The 15,918-nt window shown below is 63.6% G+C and carries 23 protein-coding genes and 3 pseudogenes; 17 read left to right on the top strand and 9 right to left on the bottom strand.

Features of this window, described 5'->3' with window-relative positions; all coding sequences use genetic code 11:
• Nucleotides 1–919 precede the first annotated feature (919 nt).
• From IPM06_17170 to IPM06_17150, 5 genes are all read left to right on the top strand, one after another.
• Entirely contained in the window at nucleotides 920–1,597 is a 678-nt protein-coding gene (locus IPM06_17170) for a hypothetical protein (protein MBK8772134.1), read from the top strand.
• Nucleotides 1,546–1,737, top strand: coding sequence for a hypothetical protein (locus IPM06_17165; GenBank protein MBK8772133.1), 192 nt, complete (start codon nucleotides 1,546–1,548; stop codon nucleotides 1,735–1,737). Before IPM06_17170 ends, IPM06_17165 begins: the two co-directional genes overlap by 52 nt.
• Before the next feature lie 93 nt (nucleotides 1,738–1,830).
• Nucleotides 1,831–2,115 carry a hypothetical protein gene (locus IPM06_17160; protein MBK8772132.1) on the top strand — a complete coding sequence of 95 codons (285 nt, stop codon included), beginning with the start codon at nucleotides 1,831–1,833 and terminating at the stop codon, nucleotides 2,113–2,115.
• 178 nt (nucleotides 2,116–2,293) lie between these two features.
• Complete coding sequence (locus IPM06_17155) at nucleotides 2,294–2,734, top strand: hypothetical protein (protein ID MBK8772131.1); 441 nt, start codon at nucleotides 2,294–2,296, stop codon at nucleotides 2,732–2,734.
• A gap of 10 nt (nucleotides 2,735–2,744) precedes the next feature.
• Nucleotides 2,745–2,933, top strand: coding sequence for a hypothetical protein (locus tag IPM06_17150; GenBank protein MBK8772130.1), 189 nt, complete (start codon nucleotides 2,745–2,747; stop codon nucleotides 2,931–2,933).
• A gap of 240 nt (nucleotides 2,934–3,173) precedes the next feature.
• On the opposite strand, the gene IPM06_17145 is transcribed toward IPM06_17150, so the two are convergent.
• A complete protein-coding gene (locus IPM06_17145; protein ID MBK8772129.1) occupies nucleotides 3,174–3,377 on the bottom strand; it encodes a hypothetical protein in 204 nt (67 codons plus the stop codon).
• Nucleotides 3,378–3,431: 54 nt separating this feature from the next.
• On the opposite strand from IPM06_17145, the gene IPM06_17140 reads away from it, so the two are divergent.
• From IPM06_17140 to IPM06_17095, 10 genes are all read left to right on the top strand, one after another.
• Complete coding sequence (locus IPM06_17140) at nucleotides 3,432–4,484, top strand: hypothetical protein (GenBank protein MBK8772128.1); 1,053 nt, start codon at nucleotides 3,432–3,434, stop codon at nucleotides 4,482–4,484.
• Nucleotides 4,485–5,106: 622 nt separating this feature from the next.
• Nucleotides 5,107–5,889 (top strand): hypothetical protein, encoded by a 783-nt coding sequence (locus IPM06_17135; GenBank protein MBK8772127.1) that lies wholly within the window; start codon nucleotides 5,107–5,109, stop codon nucleotides 5,887–5,889.
• Between the two features lie 244 nt (nucleotides 5,890–6,133).
• The gene (locus IPM06_17130) at nucleotides 6,134–6,616 is read left to right on the top strand and encodes a hypothetical protein (protein ID MBK8772126.1); all 483 of its coding nucleotides are present in this window, start codon (nucleotides 6,134–6,136) and stop codon (nucleotides 6,614–6,616) included.
• Complete coding sequence (locus IPM06_17125; GenBank protein ID MBK8772125.1) at nucleotides 6,617–6,931, top strand: hypothetical protein; 315 nt, start codon at nucleotides 6,617–6,619, stop codon at nucleotides 6,929–6,931.
• A gap of 96 nt (nucleotides 6,932–7,027) precedes the next feature.
• Complete coding sequence (locus IPM06_17120; GenBank protein ID MBK8772124.1) at nucleotides 7,028–7,285, top strand: hypothetical protein; 258 nt, start codon at nucleotides 7,028–7,030, stop codon at nucleotides 7,283–7,285.
• Nucleotides 7,278–7,742, top strand: coding sequence for a lysozyme (locus IPM06_17115; protein MBK8772123.1), 465 nt, complete (start codon nucleotides 7,278–7,280; stop codon nucleotides 7,740–7,742). Before IPM06_17120 ends, IPM06_17115 begins: the two co-directional genes overlap by 8 nt.
• Entirely contained in the window at nucleotides 7,739–7,939 is a 201-nt protein-coding gene (locus IPM06_17110) for a hypothetical protein (GenBank protein ID MBK8772122.1), read from the top strand. Before IPM06_17115 ends, IPM06_17110 begins: the two co-directional genes overlap by 4 nt.
• A gap of 48 nt (nucleotides 7,940–7,987) precedes the next feature.
• Entirely contained in the window at nucleotides 7,988–8,170 is a 183-nt protein-coding gene (locus tag IPM06_17105; protein MBK8772121.1) for a hypothetical protein, read from the top strand.
• Nucleotides 8,171–8,201: 31 nt separating this feature from the next.
• A complete protein-coding gene (locus tag IPM06_17100; protein ID MBK8772120.1) occupies nucleotides 8,202–8,435 on the top strand; it encodes a hypothetical protein in 234 nt (77 codons plus the stop codon).
• Between the two features lie 10 nt (nucleotides 8,436–8,445).
• The gene (locus IPM06_17095) at nucleotides 8,446–8,850 is read left to right on the top strand and encodes a hypothetical protein (GenBank protein MBK8772119.1); all 405 of its coding nucleotides are present in this window, start codon (nucleotides 8,446–8,448) and stop codon (nucleotides 8,848–8,850) included.
• A 463-nt stretch (nucleotides 8,851–9,313) separates the two neighbouring features.
• On the opposite strand, the gene IPM06_17090 is transcribed toward IPM06_17095, so the two are convergent.
• Complete coding sequence (locus IPM06_17090; protein ID MBK8772118.1) at nucleotides 9,314–10,009, bottom strand: hypothetical protein; 696 nt, start codon at nucleotides 10,007–10,009, stop codon at nucleotides 9,314–9,316.
• Entirely contained in the window at nucleotides 9,967–10,305 is a 339-nt protein-coding gene (locus IPM06_17085) for a DUF927 domain-containing protein (protein MBK8772117.1), read from the bottom strand. Before IPM06_17085 ends, IPM06_17090 begins: the two co-directional genes overlap by 43 nt.
• On the opposite strand from IPM06_17085, the gene IPM06_17080 reads away from it, so the two are divergent.
• Nucleotides 10,304–10,519 (top strand): hypothetical protein, encoded by a 216-nt coding sequence (locus IPM06_17080; GenBank protein MBK8772116.1) that lies wholly within the window; start codon nucleotides 10,304–10,306, stop codon nucleotides 10,517–10,519. The genes IPM06_17085 and IPM06_17080 overlap by 2 nt on opposite strands.
• A gap of 131 nt (nucleotides 10,520–10,650) precedes the next feature.
• Here the strand turns inward: IPM06_17080 and IPM06_17075 are convergent, their stop codons facing one another.
• The 6 genes and pseudogenes from IPM06_17075 to IPM06_17050 all read right to left on the bottom strand — a co-directional run bounded on the left by IPM06_17075 (nucleotide 10,651) and on the right by IPM06_17050 (nucleotide 15,087).
• Nucleotides 10,651–11,157 carry a hypothetical protein gene (locus tag IPM06_17075; protein MBK8772115.1) on the bottom strand — a complete coding sequence of 169 codons (507 nt, stop codon included), beginning with the start codon at nucleotides 11,155–11,157 and terminating at the stop codon, nucleotides 10,651–10,653.
• Between the two features lie 396 nt (nucleotides 11,158–11,553).
• Entirely contained in the window at nucleotides 11,554–12,000 is a 447-nt protein-coding gene (locus tag IPM06_17070; protein MBK8772114.1) for a hypothetical protein, read from the bottom strand.
• Nucleotides 11,987–12,242, bottom strand: a pseudogene (locus tag IPM06_17065) (hypothetical protein). Before IPM06_17065 ends, IPM06_17070 begins: the two are co-directional and overlap by 14 nt.
• A pseudogene (locus IPM06_17060) lies at nucleotides 12,239–12,385 on the bottom strand (DNA (cytosine-5-)-methyltransferase). Before IPM06_17060 ends, IPM06_17065 begins: the two co-directional pseudogenes overlap by 4 nt.
• 1,130 nt (nucleotides 12,386–13,515) lie before the next feature.
• A pseudogene (locus tag IPM06_17055) lies at nucleotides 13,516–14,253 on the bottom strand (DNA cytosine methyltransferase).
• A 573-nt stretch (nucleotides 14,254–14,826) separates the two neighbouring features.
• Nucleotides 14,827–15,087, bottom strand: coding sequence for a hypothetical protein (locus IPM06_17050; GenBank protein MBK8772113.1), 261 nt, complete (start codon nucleotides 15,085–15,087; stop codon nucleotides 14,827–14,829).
• 83 nt (nucleotides 15,088–15,170) lie between these two features.
• Between IPM06_17050 and IPM06_17045 the strand changes: the two genes are divergently transcribed.
• The gene (locus IPM06_17045; protein ID MBK8772112.1) at nucleotides 15,171–15,542 is read left to right on the top strand and encodes a hypothetical protein; all 372 of its coding nucleotides are present in this window, start codon (nucleotides 15,171–15,173) and stop codon (nucleotides 15,540–15,542) included.
• Nucleotides 15,543–15,918 lie beyond the last annotated feature (376 nt).

Below are 15,918 nucleotides of genomic sequence, written 5' to 3'. Positions count from 1 at the left end.
TCAGGCGAAGACGGCGGCCCCCGCCTACGCCAAGGGAGATCGAACGCTCGGGCGTCGCGCTGAAGGTCGAGATGGGCAGGCGCAGCAAGTACGAACGTGATACCGGCGTCTCGGCCGGTAGTTCCTCGGCAACGCTGCGCCGCCAGGGGCATCGACATCTCGCAGGCCGAACGCGCGCGCCTGGTCGTTGCCATGACGAACGCCGACTCGCTGGTGCGCACGCAGATGATGCGTCGCAGGCCCTGGCGGTTCTCCCGCGACAGCTGCGCGTGCTCCACGGGTTCGGCGTCGACACGACGAGTGAGATCGCCTACGCGCGCTTCGCGCCGGTACTCGACGCCGCCCTGCCGGCGCCGCGGTAGCCGCCGACATCGACGCCGTGACCAGCGGGCCCGTCATCACTGTCGGCGAGTCGTTTGGCAGGCGTGACAAAGGGACGGCGTGCCGCACAACCTGTAGGAGCAGGACGGCCCCATGTCGGGGTTCTACCGCGACCGCGCCAACGCCATGGCGGATACCACACTGGTACCGGACGGCAGAGCGAAAGTGGGCTACCAAGATGCACGGCCGGCGTCATGTACTTCATCGGCGGCTCCATCTCCGGCGCCGCCACCCGTGAACACGCTGTCGATCCCCCATGGTGCTGGACGCCCTACCTGTCGACGCACACCGACTACCTGAACGCCACCATGACGTCGCTGAAGACGTGGAAGGACTCGTGGCAGCACTACAAACGTCTTGCGCGACATGGACAAGATGAAGAACCCCGACCCAGAGACGGCGGCCCGGCTGGACGCCGCCGGCATCGGCGGAAGGAGATGCGCGCCGCCATCGTCGCGGCGCGCAGATCATATTTCGACACCGAGATCCACATGATGCTCGGCATCTCGCAGGGCTCCTGCACTCCAGGAGCCGCAACGTGCAGCGCGTCGCCGAGGTCTGGATGGCGCCGTTCCGAGTCGCCGAGCAGACCAACCGACTGGCGTCGTTCATGGCGGCCTACAGGATCGCCACGACGGGCGGCGGCGTCAGGCAGGCGGACGGCACCTTCAAGAAACTCTCGGGGCAGGAACTGTTCCGCTTCGCCAGCGAGGCGGTGGATCAGACGCAGAATAACTACAACGTCAATAACCGCCCCGGCATAATGAACAACCCGCTCGGCGCCCTGATGTTCCAGTTCAAGTCGTTCCCGCTGTTCATCATCGAAGCCGCGGCGCTGATGTATAAGGTGAGCCCGAAGAGCGCCGTGTACATGCTGCTCGGGCTGACGGCGATGGCTGGCGTGCAGGGCCTGCCGTTCGCCGAGGAGATCCTGAACCTCGTCGACGTGATCTCGCAGCAACTGTTCAACTCGCCATTCAACAGCCGCCGCGCCATGCGCAACGCCATCAAGTCGGCATCTGACGCCATCGGCGCCGCCGACCTGTCTGACGCCGTCATGCGCGGCGTCGTGAACGAGATCACCGGCATCGGCGTGGCCACTCGCGTATCGTCTGGCTTCATCCCGGCACGCGCATCGGCGCCGCCGACGCCGACAAGGGGCGCGTGCTCGCCGAGATCGCCGGCGCGCCGTTCTCGATGCTGCACGACGCGCTGAGCAACGCCGGCCCGCTCGTCAGCGCGGCGGCGGGCGGCGACTGGCGGCGGGCGGCGGACGCCCTGCGAGCCGGCGGCCCGATCGCCGCCCGTAACCTAGTCAAGGGCGCCGAGCAGCTTAGTTCCCGGATACGCATCTGACTCCAGGGGCGGAAAGTAGTTGATGTCTCAACTGTCGACGGCATCCTACAACTGACCGGGCTGTCGTCGGCGGCGGTGACCAAGGCGAACGACATGGAAAGCATCATCATCCAGACCAAGGCGTTCCACACGCAGGTCAGCCAGGATCTGGAGGCCAGGCTGGTCAAGGCGTACCGCGCCGACGACGCCGAACAGGTAGCGCGCATCCTCGACCTGCGCGCCAAGTGGAACGCCCAGAACCCCATGATGCCGATCCTGTCGAACCCGGCAGCGACGCGGCGCGCCATCATGCTGGCCGGCATGCCGCTGAACCGCAGGGAACAGATCCTGCTTGGGCGCCGCCTGGGCGCCGAGTTTGCCGACGTCACGGCGCAGTGATACAATGAAATGAAGGACATACGATGACCGACGACCTGAAGATAGAGCAAGGCAAGACGTTCTCGCTGATCGTTCGTTGGGCGACGCTGCCGTTCGTCCAGCCGCCATCACGGCGATCACGAAGGCGGCGCCGGCTGTCATCACCAGTTCGGCACACGGCGTCCCCGACGGCTGGCGCGTGGCGGTCGTGTCGGCCGGCGGCATGCGGCAGATCAACGCCAAGAACACGCCGCCCAGATCCACGGACTACCGTCGCGCGACAGTGCCTGACACGAGCACCGTGGCGCTGAACGACGTGAACTCGACGAACTATTCGACGTACACGTCCGGCGGCTATCTCCAGTACAAGACGCCTGTCGACCTGACCGGCTTCACGGCGCGCATGTCCATCAAGGATGTCGTCGGTGGCACCGAGTTGCTCCGGCTCGACACGACCAACGCACGCATCGCGCTCGACAACGCCGCCAAAACTATTGCGCTTACCATCTCGGCAGCCGACACGGCGGCCATCACGTGGCTGGAAGGCGTGTATGACTTGGAGCTGGTGTCGGCTACCGGTGTAGTGAGCCTCGTGATGTCGGGCGCCGTCACCGTAGATACCGAAGTAACCACAACTTGAGGAGATTGAAATGGCATTGATCACGACGACCAAGGGGCTCATGGACGAGTCCCTGCTCGAAAAGCGAACCGGCGGGCTGGATGACGCCAACGAGACGACCGAGTGGGTTGAATACTGGCACGACGGCGAACTCGTCCATCGTTCCGCCGCCGTCGTTCTTAAACCCGTTGCTGGCGCCGCCAGCGTTTCACTGTTCTAATTAACTCAAAGGAGTATGACAAATGGCTAACAGCGCCGGCATGTGCACGTCGTTCAAGGGAGCTTCTCACAGGTATCCACGCCCTCGGCCCCGGCACGGGGTTCCCGCACGCACCGTATCCACGGCGGACGTCGTCAAGGCGGCGCTGTTCCCTGGCATCGGCGTCGCGTGGCGTCGCGGACACCGTGTATAACACGACCGGCGAACTCGCGGCGTCGGGCAACTACACGCAGGGCGGCGTCACGGTGACGATGACACGGCGCCGAGCACGAGCGGCACGACGGGCATCTTCACGCCGAGCGCCAGCTTCACGTGGGCTGCGCTCACGTCGTCGGGCGCGTTCGATGCCTGCGTGCTGTATAACAGCTCGCAGAGCGACAAGCAGATCAGCGTGCACACGTTCTCGTCGCAGTCGATCACGGCCGGCACGTTCACGCTGACCATGCCGACCAACGACGCCAGTAATGCGTTGCTTCGGATCGCATAAGGAGCACTACCATGACACCAGCACAACTTCAAACACTCAAAGCCGCCGTTCTCGCGTCGGTCGATCCGGCAGTGCAAGCAGCAGGGGCAAGCCGAAACGACACCGAATTGGCCCGCCTACTGAACCTGCCCAGCACGTTCTACGTGTGGCGCAGCACCGTTCCGGCGGACGAGGTAGCCGATGCAATCCTGTGGGACCGCCTCACGCCGGCAGACACGCCCGATGGCAGCGCAATCCAGACCAATCGCCTGCTGCTGTGCCAATCGAAGCAGATCAACTTGCAAGTCCTGCTTCAGGGGCGTGACAGCATCGGGACGGGCAGGCCGAACCTTCGTAATGGCCTATCGGATGCTTTGCAGAATGTTCCGTCCGGCATTGGTGGAGCGACGCAAGACGCTGGCTGGGCAGGAGCAAGCCGCGTAAAAGCCACCATTACTCGACTGGCAACGGTTGCGGAACGTGTATTCGCAACTGGCACTGGAACTACTGGCATTCCAGGCAATCTGGTATTCGAGGGCGAGCTCAACGTCAATGACATTGGCGAAATGTGGAATAGCTGGATCATGGCCAACGAGAGCTACATCCGCAAGGGAACCTCGAAGCTCGTCAATGGCGAGGCTGGAGCCGCATCGGCGTTTTCGGTGGAAGGTGTGACCAACGCCAACGGCCGCGTATCCGATCAGATCGACTGGGGTGCTGCGCCGCGACCTATGTGGTACGAGTGGTCTTGCGAAGTGCAGTTTCAGGCTACGCCAACGCAGGGTCTCGGACTGGAATTGTATGTGGCTGGGGCTCCTGACGCAGACAGCACGCAAATAGATGGCGACATCGGCGCAAGTGATGCTGCACTCGGCGACGTGGACATGCGCCGCAACCTGCGATTCATCGGCTACGTCGTGAGCGAGAACGCTGCGGCCAGCGAGAAGTGCGTCGCTTCTGGAAGGTTCCAGTTCACGCAGCGGTACACGAGCATCGTTGCCTACAACGCCAGCGGTGCGACGGTCAATGCGACCGATTCAAACTTCCGCTTCGACATCGTGCCGTTCTACGTCCAAGGGCAGTAGGTGGCGGGGTATTTCGCAGAGTAGGTTGAACTCTGCGGTGAGCAGCCGCAGGACCCGCTTAGGGTAAGGCAGGAACTGCGCCCGCTCTACGGCTTGCAGCCGGGCGGCTTTGGCCGGTTGGATACGTCGGGCGTACCGCTTACGGCGGGCTCTGGGGTTTCTTCCAGGGTATCACGGCAAGGGCGGATAATCTCCCTCACCGATGATACGAACGGCTACCTACGCAATCTGGCTGTTTCTGCCAACTACCCGCTGAGTTTTGTTTTCCCGGGGTCGATGCCGGGCAATGGTCGACTTTCGCTGCCCGTCCATGTTGGCCACGGCGAGCGATAAAACAGTCCGATTTTTTGGCAAAAGCGATGGCTCCGTAGTAGCGCAGCATATAGGAGGCACGACAAGCGCAACGGCTACTAGCGCGCAGATTTTCTCCTTTGGCGAACCGTTTACGGCTGTGGCAGTATTTGGCTCGGCGACAGATGTAAGGGTTTACGGCGCAGGAAATGTGAGCCGTAGTAGTGCGTCCTCCTCGACAAACGTCGGTGCTCTTGTTGCGCTTACTCGCCTGGCATACGGCCAATACAATGGCAGCGGATATAGTTATCCGTGGGGTGGAGGCATTGCCTTGGCGCAGTGGCTCAATGTCTCGCTTACGGCGGCAGAAGCCTGGGCACTGGTCGATAACCCGTGGCAGATATTCGAATCGCCGCCGATAGACATCTGGGTGCCGAGTACGGGGGGTGCGACGCTCGCGCTCTCAGGCGTAGCCGCCACAGGAGCGGCGGGGGCGCTAGCTCCGACCATCACCAACGCCCTTGCTGGCGTAGCCGCCACGGGCGCGGTAGGTACCCTCACGCCAACGGTAGGGGTGACGGTCGCACTCACCGGTGCCGCAGCTACTGGCGCGACAGGGTCGCTGGCCCCGTCGATGTCTGTAGCGCTGTCCGGCGCGGCGGCAACCGGTGCGGTAGGTACCCTCACGCCAACGGTAGGGGTGACGGTCGCACTCACCGGTGCCGCAGCTACTGGCGCGGTCGGACTACTGGTTCCATCCATCATCGCGGCCCTTGCCGGCGCGGCGGCCACGGGGGCGGTCGGCGTTCTCACTCCAGTCACCGGCACCACTGTCGCGCTCACCGGCGCCGTCGGCACTGGAGCCACAGGTTCACTTGCGCCGGCGTTCAGCTTGTCCATTACAGGCGCGGCGGCGACAGGCGCTGCGGGCACGCTGACCCCAGTCTCTGGAACCACTGTCGCGCTTGCCGGCGTCGCCGGCGCGTCGGCTGTCGGACTACTCGTTCCGGGCTTCAGTCTATCCGTCGCCGGCGTGTCCGCTACCGGCGCGGCAGGCGTGCTCGTTCGGGGTTCGGCCTGTCCGTCTCGGGCGTGTCCGCTACCGGCGCGGTAGGTACGCTCAGCCCATCGACTGGGACGTTCGTCGCGCTCACCGGCGTTGCCAGCACGGGGCAGTACGGCTCGCTAGCCCCATCGTTCGCCTTGAACCTATCTGGCATACTGGCTACCGGGTACGCGGGCGCGCTGTCGCCGCCGCTGTCGGGAGGCGTGATACGCCCGCAAGAGATGTTCGTCGAACACGGTTTCTCCGAAGTGTTCGCAGAAACCGGGCGCCGTGAAACATTCGTGGAGGCCCCATGAACTGGATACTGGGTAAGATCGTCGGCAACCCGCTGCTGATCCTGTGGATCGCCGCGGCGGGCGGCGTGGCCGGCGGCGCCGCCGCGTGGACGGCGCAGGGCTGGCGGCTGGATGCGGTACAATCCAAGTTCGATGGCTTCGTGGCGACCGTGAAGGCGCAAGGCGTGGCGGCGCAGAAGGCGACGGCGGCGCAGGAGTCCAGGGACAAACTCAACAAGGAGCAGACCGATGCTGCCACGAAACGCGATCTCGATACTCTGCGCGCTGACAATCAGCGCCTGCGCAACACCCGTACCCGTGGCAGCTACGTGCCCGTCGCCGCCTCCACTCCCGACAGTCCTGACCGAGCCTGCTTCGACCGGCCCGAGCTTGGCGCGGCGCTACAACGACTCGATGACGAGGTTTCAGGACTCGTTGAAGAAGGCAGTGAAGCCGCGATCAATCTCGATTCCGCCAAGGAATGGGCAAGGAGAAGGTGAATGAACCTCCACGAAACCATCGCAGTACCCGTTACGCAGAAGGTCGCCACGGCAGCCGCGGCGGGCGGACTTGGGATCGCCGCGTACTTCGGCATCACGTCGCAAGAACTGGGCATGTTCATTGGTCTGTTCATAGCCTTCGGCGGCGGCGTGACGGCGGCGATGATCAACTTTTACTTTCGGCAAAAGCATTTCAACCTTGTCAAGGAATATGTCAAGTCCGGGGATTTCGACCGGCGCAAAGAGGAACGCAGGGAAGCTATTTGTACGCAGTGCCCATTGGTCAAGCACCGCCATGATTGCGACAATATTTAAGCGACTGTTCCGGGCCGTCACTGCATTCGTGGTGGTGCTGATCCACGACCCAGTGGCTGCGCATCAGAAGATCACCGAGGTATTGGGGATACGAGGATGACACTGGTACAGAACTGGAAGCGCATCATCACGAAGGCGTGGTCTATCCGCTGGATGCTCGTCGCCGCTTTGTTCGCCGGTATAGATGCGGCACTGCCGATCTTCGCCAATCGAATACCACAGGGTGTGTTTTCCATCCTTGCGGCACTGTCAGCTTGCATAGGTACTGTGGCGCGCATCCTCGACCAGCCTGATCTGGAACGTCGAGCCACAGACCGTCCGACAGACGAAGAATTTAAGGCCGGCAATGATTGATCGACGCGCTACTGCCGCCCTGTCGTTATCTGCCACTGCGCTGGTGAGCCTTGCGATCTTCGAGGGCTACCGGGACCGGGCGTACGTGCCGGTGCCCGGTGATGTTCCGACGATCGGCTTCGGCACGACCGATGGTGTCAAGCCTGGTGACACGATTACGCCGCCGAAGGCGCTGGAGCGCGCTTTGCATGACGTACAAAAATTTGAAGGCGCGCTAAAACACTGCGTCAGGGTTCCGCTGCATCAGCACGAGTATGACGCTTACGTAAATCTGGCGTACAACATCGGCCCCGGTGCGTTCTGTGGTTCGACACTGGTGCGCAAGCTAAACGCCGGAGACTACATTGGCGCATGCCAGCAGATACTCGTTTGGGATAAGTTCAAAGGCAAGCCGTTGCGCGGACTCACTATCCGCCGGCAGCAGGAACACCAACAATGTATGGGAGAAACATCGTGAGTGCGGATCATTGGGACATGAAGGCGAATCGTAACAAGATCGTCGACATGCTGGACAGTGCAATCGACAATGCGGCTACCGATCCGACGCGGGCGATGATGAGTATTGATGAGGCGCGGAAGCAGTTGCAGCAGATGTTTTTGTGGGCGCATGAGGCGCATCTGCGGAGTATCCCGAAAGTGTGGGGACGACCATGACGCTATCGGTCGTTTCGTTCCCGAGCAAGGACATTCGGGATATACCCCTTGTCACTGCGCGCATTGGCCGACAGCATTGAGCTGGGCCTGTACGACGATGCGCACAATCTTGCATGGGTTATCGACTGTGGGGAAGGTCGCATCGAAGCGGGGCTGCTCGGTTCGGCAGCGGAAGTCTCTCCGACCGCGTACTTTCTGTTCGGACTGGCGCAACGTAGGATTGAACCATGAACCCGTTCGCAGCTACTTACGAGGCAGTGAAATGAAATGGACACCGTCCTCAAACTGCTTGGGGAAGACGGCGAACTACAAGTCGCGGTACGACAGAGACGCGCCGGAGTGCGACTGGGCCGGCGGCAGCAGATGTGCGCTCGCCACGCCCGTGATCCGGGTGCCGGCGAAGAAGCCCGACCGCGACGTGACGGCCCGCCGGCCCAGCATGAGCCAAGAGATCGGCTTCGGATGCTACACTACCCCACCATCCTGCAAGGAGTAACACCATGGCCATGACACAATCCACTCGCCCCGCCGGCGCCCAAGTCGGCCCGCTACTGTTTGCTTCGGCGTCTGGCACCATCCCCGCTACCGGCAACACCGTCCTCCTCGAAGTGCCAACGCTCGGCCTCAAGAATATTGGCGTGGACTTCGACGTCGGCGTGAACGCCTTGGATACCTTCATCGTGTCGGCGCAGTTCCACCCGGACGGCGCGTTCCAGACACTCTACAGCGCCATCACGTCGACGCCGGCCGGCCTCATCATCGCGGCGTCGGGCACGCTGGCCAGCACGGGTGCCGGCGCGACGGCGTGGCTGCTCATGGACGTCCGTGGTATCTACAAGGTGCGGATCAGCGCCAGCGGTACCGCCGCGGATACCACGACTGTTGCGATTCGGTGTTCGGGGTCGCGGTAGTACCAAAAAGAACCCCGGCGCGGTGGAGGAGGGGGCACCGGCCGGGGGCAGCACCACGCGGGGTGGCTACTCGTCTATTCTACCGCGTTTCCGCGCGCATAGCCGCGACTTCGTGGCGCAGTTGCGCCGCTTCGCGGTAGGCGTCCCACATGCGCAGGTTAGCCAGTCGGGCGATGTCCATGACGGCGGCCGCCGACAGTCGCGTGTCGTCACGCCCAACACGTCGCACTCGTGGCCCGTCCAGTTGCAGCGGTCGACGAGGACCACGCACTTCTTGGCCAGCGTCTGCCTGGCTATCTCGCCGGCGATCAGGCGCTCGCTCCACGGCTGGCTCATACCACCACCCCCGACATCTCGGCGTGCTCCATGTTGACGACCCAGCACGTCGTCGGCCCGCTGGCGTAGTTGGTGCCGGCGCCCAGCGTCTTGCCGGCGCGCGGGTGCAGGATGACGCCGCTGCGGATCAGTTCGGCTCGATGTCGGCGAAGCCGAAGTGCTTCTTGTCGAGGTAGAACTTGATGCGCTTGCGGCTGATCCACAACGTCTTGATGGCGGGCTCGTAGCGCTGGCTGATCTCGTGGTAGGGCTTGTCCTGAACGGCCGCCAGGCCAGCGTTCATGGTGTTCACCACCAGGCGCTCGCCGACGTGCTCGTCCAGGAAGTTGGCCAGGATGGAGACGGGGCCGACTTTATTGTCGTCCATGGTGCCGCGCATGCGGTTGAGTTCCCGCATGAGCCACGGCCGGATGCGGCCGGGATCGAAGTCGATGACGCCGGCCTCGCGCGCCAGCTCGCCGCCGTAGAGCACCAGCGACGTCACCCACGTCCAGAAGCGTTCCTTGCCGGCCATGTCGAACTCCTCCTTCTCTTCGGCGCCGACCTCCGCTAGCCTGGCGCGGATCCGGTCGCGGTTCTCTACCAAGTGCTGGATGTACGCCGGCCCGGCGACGCCGTAGTGCTCGCGCAGCACGTTGGGGATGATGTCGGCGATTGGCCCGAACGCGTCCACGCGCGGGAACCGGAACTCGAACAGCCGCAGGCTCTCGGCCTCGGCGTTCTGGTTCTCCAGCAGCAGCTTGGATTGCAGCGAGTTGTTGGTCGACATGACGAGCAGCGTCACCCACTCGGCGCCGGGCCGCAGCGTGTAGTCGGCGCGCATCGACGACCTGTTCTTGCCGGTGGGTATCGAGTACACGAGATCGCGCAGCGGCTCCGGCTTGATGGTCGTAGCCTCGTCCATGTACACCGGCAGGTTGTAGTGGGCGCCCAGGCGCTGCATGCGGGCCAGGTCGGTGTCGTTGCGGCCCACCCACGAGCCCTTCGGGCTGCCGGGACGGAGCACATGAACTCCGCCATGGTGCTCTTGCCGACGCCCGACTCGCCGAGCGCGTTGACCGTGCAGCCCTGCCAGTTGGCGAGCTTCAGCAGCGGCGCCGCGAAGGCGAGCAGCAGCATGAAGGCGTGGGGCTCGAACCCCGGCGTGTCGAATACCTCGGTCAGCGTGCGCCACACGGGCGAGGTCGCCGCGCGAGTGGAAGGGCTTCAGGAACGCCTCCATGCCGTGGCTGAAGCCAGCCTGCACGACCTCGCCGCGCTTGTAGAGCTTGTCGCCGAGCACGAACTCGGTGTCGTCGCGCTTCCATCCCTGACACTTAAACAATTGACGTAGCTTTGTTTGACTCTTCAGGCGTCTGATATAGGCGTCGCCGTACATATTGAATTTTCCCTTGATGAGCGGCTGGATGTGGTTGTCGCGCAGCGATACCTCGAATTCCGCCGGCTTGGCCAGTAGTGATGACCTCATGACACACCCTTCCAACCTTCGTTGGGCAGCCAGTGCCGCCACCGCATGGTCTCGTAGCCAAGCTGTTCGTCATAGGCGAGTTCAACGGGGAAGCAGTCGAACTCGTAGATGAGATGCGTGACGCCGTCCTGCTCCACGTAGATGCCGCCGTCGAACTTGCCGGGCGTCTTGGGCTCGCCGCGCGTGAAGCCCTCGGGCGGCGCCGGCAGCGTCACCATGACAGGCATGGAGTCGGCGCCGTTCATGCGGACAGTCGGCGCCGGCGCGCTGACGACGTGCGTGCCTAACTGCGCCGGCGAACTGATCTTGCCGCGGAACGCGCAGCCGTCGCACCCGCCGGGGTTGCGACTCTCGAACGTGGTGCAGAGCGTCGCACCCATGGCCTGACCACGGATCTGAGCGATCTTGCGGTTCGTCTCCTCCACGGAGTAGGAGGCATGGCCTCCGCTCCACTCGTGGATGAGTTCGTCGCCCTCGACCGAGTTGCACAGGATCTGGATCACCGCATACCAGTGGGGCTCCGCTACCCGCCCTCTGGTATCACGTACTACACGGACTTGCGCGCAGCGATCAGCTACCTTGGTACCCTGAGCACGGCGGGAAGGAGTTTTTGACGGCGAAGGCTTGGTTGAGCGTTTCGGTCCGGGCTTCGACTTGCCCGGCCCTTCGGGAGGCTTGACTCCGACAGCAGCGAGCGCATCAGCGACACATCGTTGGAAAACCGCGAAAGCGACAGGAACAGCGTCGGCAATAAGCTCAACGGGTCGCGGTGCGGTGGGAACCTTACGGTTATGGGTTCCGACAGGCCGCAGGGACACGCGCAAGGTCACTGGTACAGGCTGGGTCGGCGCGGAATTTGTGGTGCGCGCAGAGGGCTTTGAGGCTTTCCGCAGTTTGTTTCAGGCTTCAGGTTGGATGTGATTTTCGAGGCTCCAATATATGTGGACGCCGCCGCCGCTGGATAATACCATTGGCATAGGCAGGTGGGTTGCCGCACAGAACAGCAACAGTTGTTCGCAGGCTTCTTCCTGCGACGCGAACTTCTTTGGGTTGCCGGCGTCGACATCGAGGTCCATGAAGAACGAACGCAACGCCCGGACGTTCTTGTGCGTGCGGACCTGGTGCCAGACGGAGCCGTCGGGCTTGACGGTGTCGACGCTGCGCTCGCGGTAGGCGGCGCAGGCGTGGTAGGCGTGCACGCCGGCGGCGTCGTAGGCGTGCACTTGCTGCGCCAGTTCCTCGATCGAGTCGCAGACCTGGTTCTTGAATTTGCCGTTGATCAGCCTGGCGGCGACGTGCAGGCCCTGTACCGGCAGGATGCGGCGCAGGAATTCAATCGTGTCCATGGAGTCGCCCGGCGAGTTTCATGGCGGCGGCGTGCAGCCTGGCGTTGAACCAGCGGCGAATGGCATAGGATCTGACGACGCTGACCGCGGTGTAGATGCCGGCGATAGACGTTCGTCGCCACGGTCAGCGACGTGAAGCCGAATGCCGGCAGGATCAGCAGGTTGGCGACGAAGTTGATGCCGAACCCGATCACTACGTTGACCCAGGACTCGATGAATGATCCAAGTCTTGTCTGGTTCATGACTCATCACCCAGCAACCAATCAACGAGTTGAATCCGCTCTCCTATCCATGCCATCACCGGGACAGCCATCGAGTTACCGAGCGCCTTGTAGCGCGGCCCGTCGGCGGCCGGCTTGCCGCGCGTGAAGGGGATCAGTGTGTAGGGTGTTTCTAGGTCAAGCAGGAGCGAGAAACGCTCGGGGAAGCGTTTCGTTTGAATGCACCCACTTATGGCAGCCAGTACAGAGCAGAGCGAGGCTGTTACTGGCGAGATGCAGATCGGGGCGAGCGACCCAAGTGTGGATGTGGTGAACTTCCCCAGTGATGCAGTGTTCGTTGCACCGCTGGCAAATGCCGCGTTCTCGTTTCCAAATCGAGTGGCATTTTTGCGCCATCTCGTGCTTGCGTAGAAAGCCTGATGTTCTGTAGTGATTCCGCCTTTCCAGTTCTGATTGCTAGCGCCAGATCGGCGCAGCGTGGTGCAAGCGCGGCTGCAATACCGGCGGCTTGCGACGGGGGATACCTGTTTGATTCGGGCCACACTGCTCGCAGACCACATCAACTTTCCGTGACTGCGTATTTCGTGAAGCAAGTCCGCGGAGGATGTACGCACACTCAGGGCTGCAAGCGGTTCGCGGTCTGCTCGGTACGTGCTGGAAATGTTTTCCACAATGTTTGCATCTCTGCGGATACCGTTGCGCGTCGACAGGCGAGGCATTGCTTGGCCACCTGAGACATGACAGCGCCACAGTGACAGTGTTGTTTTGAGGGTCTGTGCATGCTTCTACTGTAACGCGTTCCCGTATAGATGGAAAGCCTTGTAGTAACTCCTGGGTGCGTGAGGCGGCGGACTTGCATGTGGTTCAGTACATGCGCCTTGTCGCCTCCTCCTCCTGATGCCCGCAGTGCAGATGGCACGTCGCTCAGTTCGGCAGTGCCGCCGCCTCTTACCCCGTAGCGCAACTGCCACCGCCTGATGCCCGCCGCCGTTCTGATGCGAGTTGCTGTGGCCCATGCTGCGCATCGTCGAGGCGATCTCACCCACGCCGAAGCCATTCTGTCCAGAGGCTTTGCAGTCGAAGGCGATAGGTACCAATGGCGTGCCCCGCCCCGTGCCATCCTCGCTCGCATCAAAGCCCTCGCCGCGCAGCGCGTGGGCAGTATCAGGAACCAGCACGGCCGGGAACCTGTTCTTCTCTGGCATCGTCTGGCCTTTTTGCAGCACCGCATCCAGGGTTTGTGCAGTCTGGCCGCCGTCCCACCATGATCCGACCAGTGCTTCGCACCCGTGTCCTAAGTCGGCCCCTGATTTGAGAAGGGGGCTTGAGGAGGAGGAGGAGTAGCTTCCGATTCCACCACACTCGAAAGTGCGCGTTCCAGTTGCGGCGGCAACGCCTTCCTCTTTTTCGGCGCGGCGCAGGATGCCTCTGCAAGCTGTGGCGCTCGAAGAACCGCGGCACGGCGCCAGTCTCCAAAATGTCCGACAACCAACACGCGACGGCGTCGCTCAGGAACTCCAAAGAACTGTGCGTCCAGGACTCGGCAGGCCCACCCATACTCGAGTTGGCCCAGCGCCCCGAGGAAGGTGACCAAAATCCCGTCCTGATCCGGGCTGGACAGCACGCCGGGGACGTTTTCCCAGACAAGCCATTCAGGCTGGTATCTGTCGGCAATAGCGAGATAGGTGAGCATGAGGTCGCCACGAGGATCAGCCAGTCCTTTCGGAGTCCGGCAACGCTGAAGCTCTGGCAGGGGGTGCCGCCGACGAGGATGTTGGGTTCATAGGCTCCATTGGAGGACGCGAGAGTCATGTCGCCGAGGTTCTGCACCGTCGGGTAATGATGGGCGAGCACCGCCGCCGGGAACTTGTCTGTTCCCGGAGAACGCGACTGCCTCGAACCCAAGCGGTGATCATGCTGCCGTCGCGGCCTCGATGCCGCTACACACGCTGAGAGCATCGCACCCTACCCCTCCGGTTACCGCGCCTCCTACTGCTGAATGGGGCGGGCTAAGTCTCCTGCAGCCGGGCAGCCATCATGGCCACTCGCTCGCGCCTGACGCCCTTCGTCCATCGCCTTGAACGGTGCAGTAGCTGCCGCTCGACGGCGACGACGAGCGCCTTGGTTATCGCCTCAGCCTGTCGGGCCAGCAGGCTGCCGACCCGCGTAATCCGCCAGGGACCACGTGGACGGTCTGTCGGCTGACGCCGTACATCTGCGCGAGTTCGATCTCTTCGGAGACCGGAGTCGCGCAGCACGCGGGCGAAGTCCATCACGGCGCCGCGGCGAGACCGAGCTTGCGCGGAGCTTCGGCCAGGCTGGCTCCGGCTGCCACGACCTGCGCGCTGGGTGCAGTTCTGAGCCGCTGGCTGCGGCGCGGCACCGAAGCCGGTTGAGGGGGTCAGTAGCCGCCGGCGGGGTCACGGGAGAGGGGCCGTGACTTGTGCCGCCGGGGCTGAGGCTTGAACGGGGGCGGGTAGGCAGCGATGAGCGCCTGACCAGCCGCTGATGTGGCACCCACGACGTCGATCGTCGCGCGGATCTCGGCGGGGATATGGCTGGAGGTCCGGCGCGGCGGCAACATGGTCTCCAATACCGGGCGGTGTTATGGCATACCGTCGACGCCGGCGCCGCAGCAGCCCTCAGCCGCCTTCGCGGCTTCCATCTCGGCGCGCGTGCGGCGCGTCCGCTTGGCAGGCTTTCGGTAGAGGGGGCCGCAGCCGCCGGCGGGGTCACGGGAGAGGGGGCCGTGATTTGTACCGCCGGGGGCTGAGGCCCGGATCAGTTCCATGAAGTCGATGCCGGTCAGCGCCTGGGTGCAGGTGCGCAGGCCGGCGTGGGTCTCCAGGCCGCCGACAGCCGTCACCGCCGCCTGTACGGGCAGGGCTCAAGGCCGGCGAACGGCGCCGGCGGTCGGACCGGCGGGGTGGGCAGCAGCGGCAGCCAGGCATGAGCACGGGCGTTCTCAGCGGCTTGGGCTGCCAAGTAGGCGGGGTCTGTAATCTGGCTTGCCCCAAACCCGCCAGTCTGGCTACAGTCGCCGCCGCAGGGGGCGACGTAGGCGGGCGCGGCGACATCCGGCGCTGGCAAAGCTGGGTTCGCGGGCGCCGCCAGTGCCGGCACGGCGGCGCCGCGAGACTGCGCCGTGATGAGCCTGACGTCGTCGCCCGTCTTGCGCCTGTTGACGCGGATAAACTCGGCTTCCGTGAGGAACCGGTTGAAGCTGAACTGGAGGACGCCGTTGGCGGTCTGGTCGAATGCGTGACGTTGGTGACCAGCGTGGCGATGCCGCAGCCGCGACCGGACAGCGCCGACACGTAGGATCCCCAGCTTCTGAGGCTGCCCGCCCTGACCGCCAGACCGAGCATCTTGAAGTTGAGGTCGTTCGCTGGCAGCACGGCGAGCTGCTTGCTGTCGCCGCACGCGCGCACCGGCTTGCTGGTCAGCTTATTTATCTTCGAGCCCCAGGCATACCGCGGCAGGTGGCGCAGACGGATTCTGTTTGGCTACGACGTCGGCGTCCGGCGTCACGCCGTTGGCGGACCGGCACGTCGGTTCCAGGTGCCTCGCCTTCGACGTACTCGCCCTCGAAGAACGTGGTGCGACAGCGCCGGGTTGGCGTCGACGACGACGATCTCCAGGCACATCATCGGCAGCGGGCGGCTGGCCGGCGGCGGCGGGTGCCATCATCAGGACA

The organism is Hyphomicrobiales bacterium (genome assembly GCA_016710435.1).
GTDB lineage: Bacteria > Pseudomonadota > Alphaproteobacteria > Rhizobiales > Aestuariivirgaceae > Aestuariivirga.
Note: the sequence above shows the minus strand (reverse complement) of the source record. Positions and strands in the feature narration are given on the sequence as shown.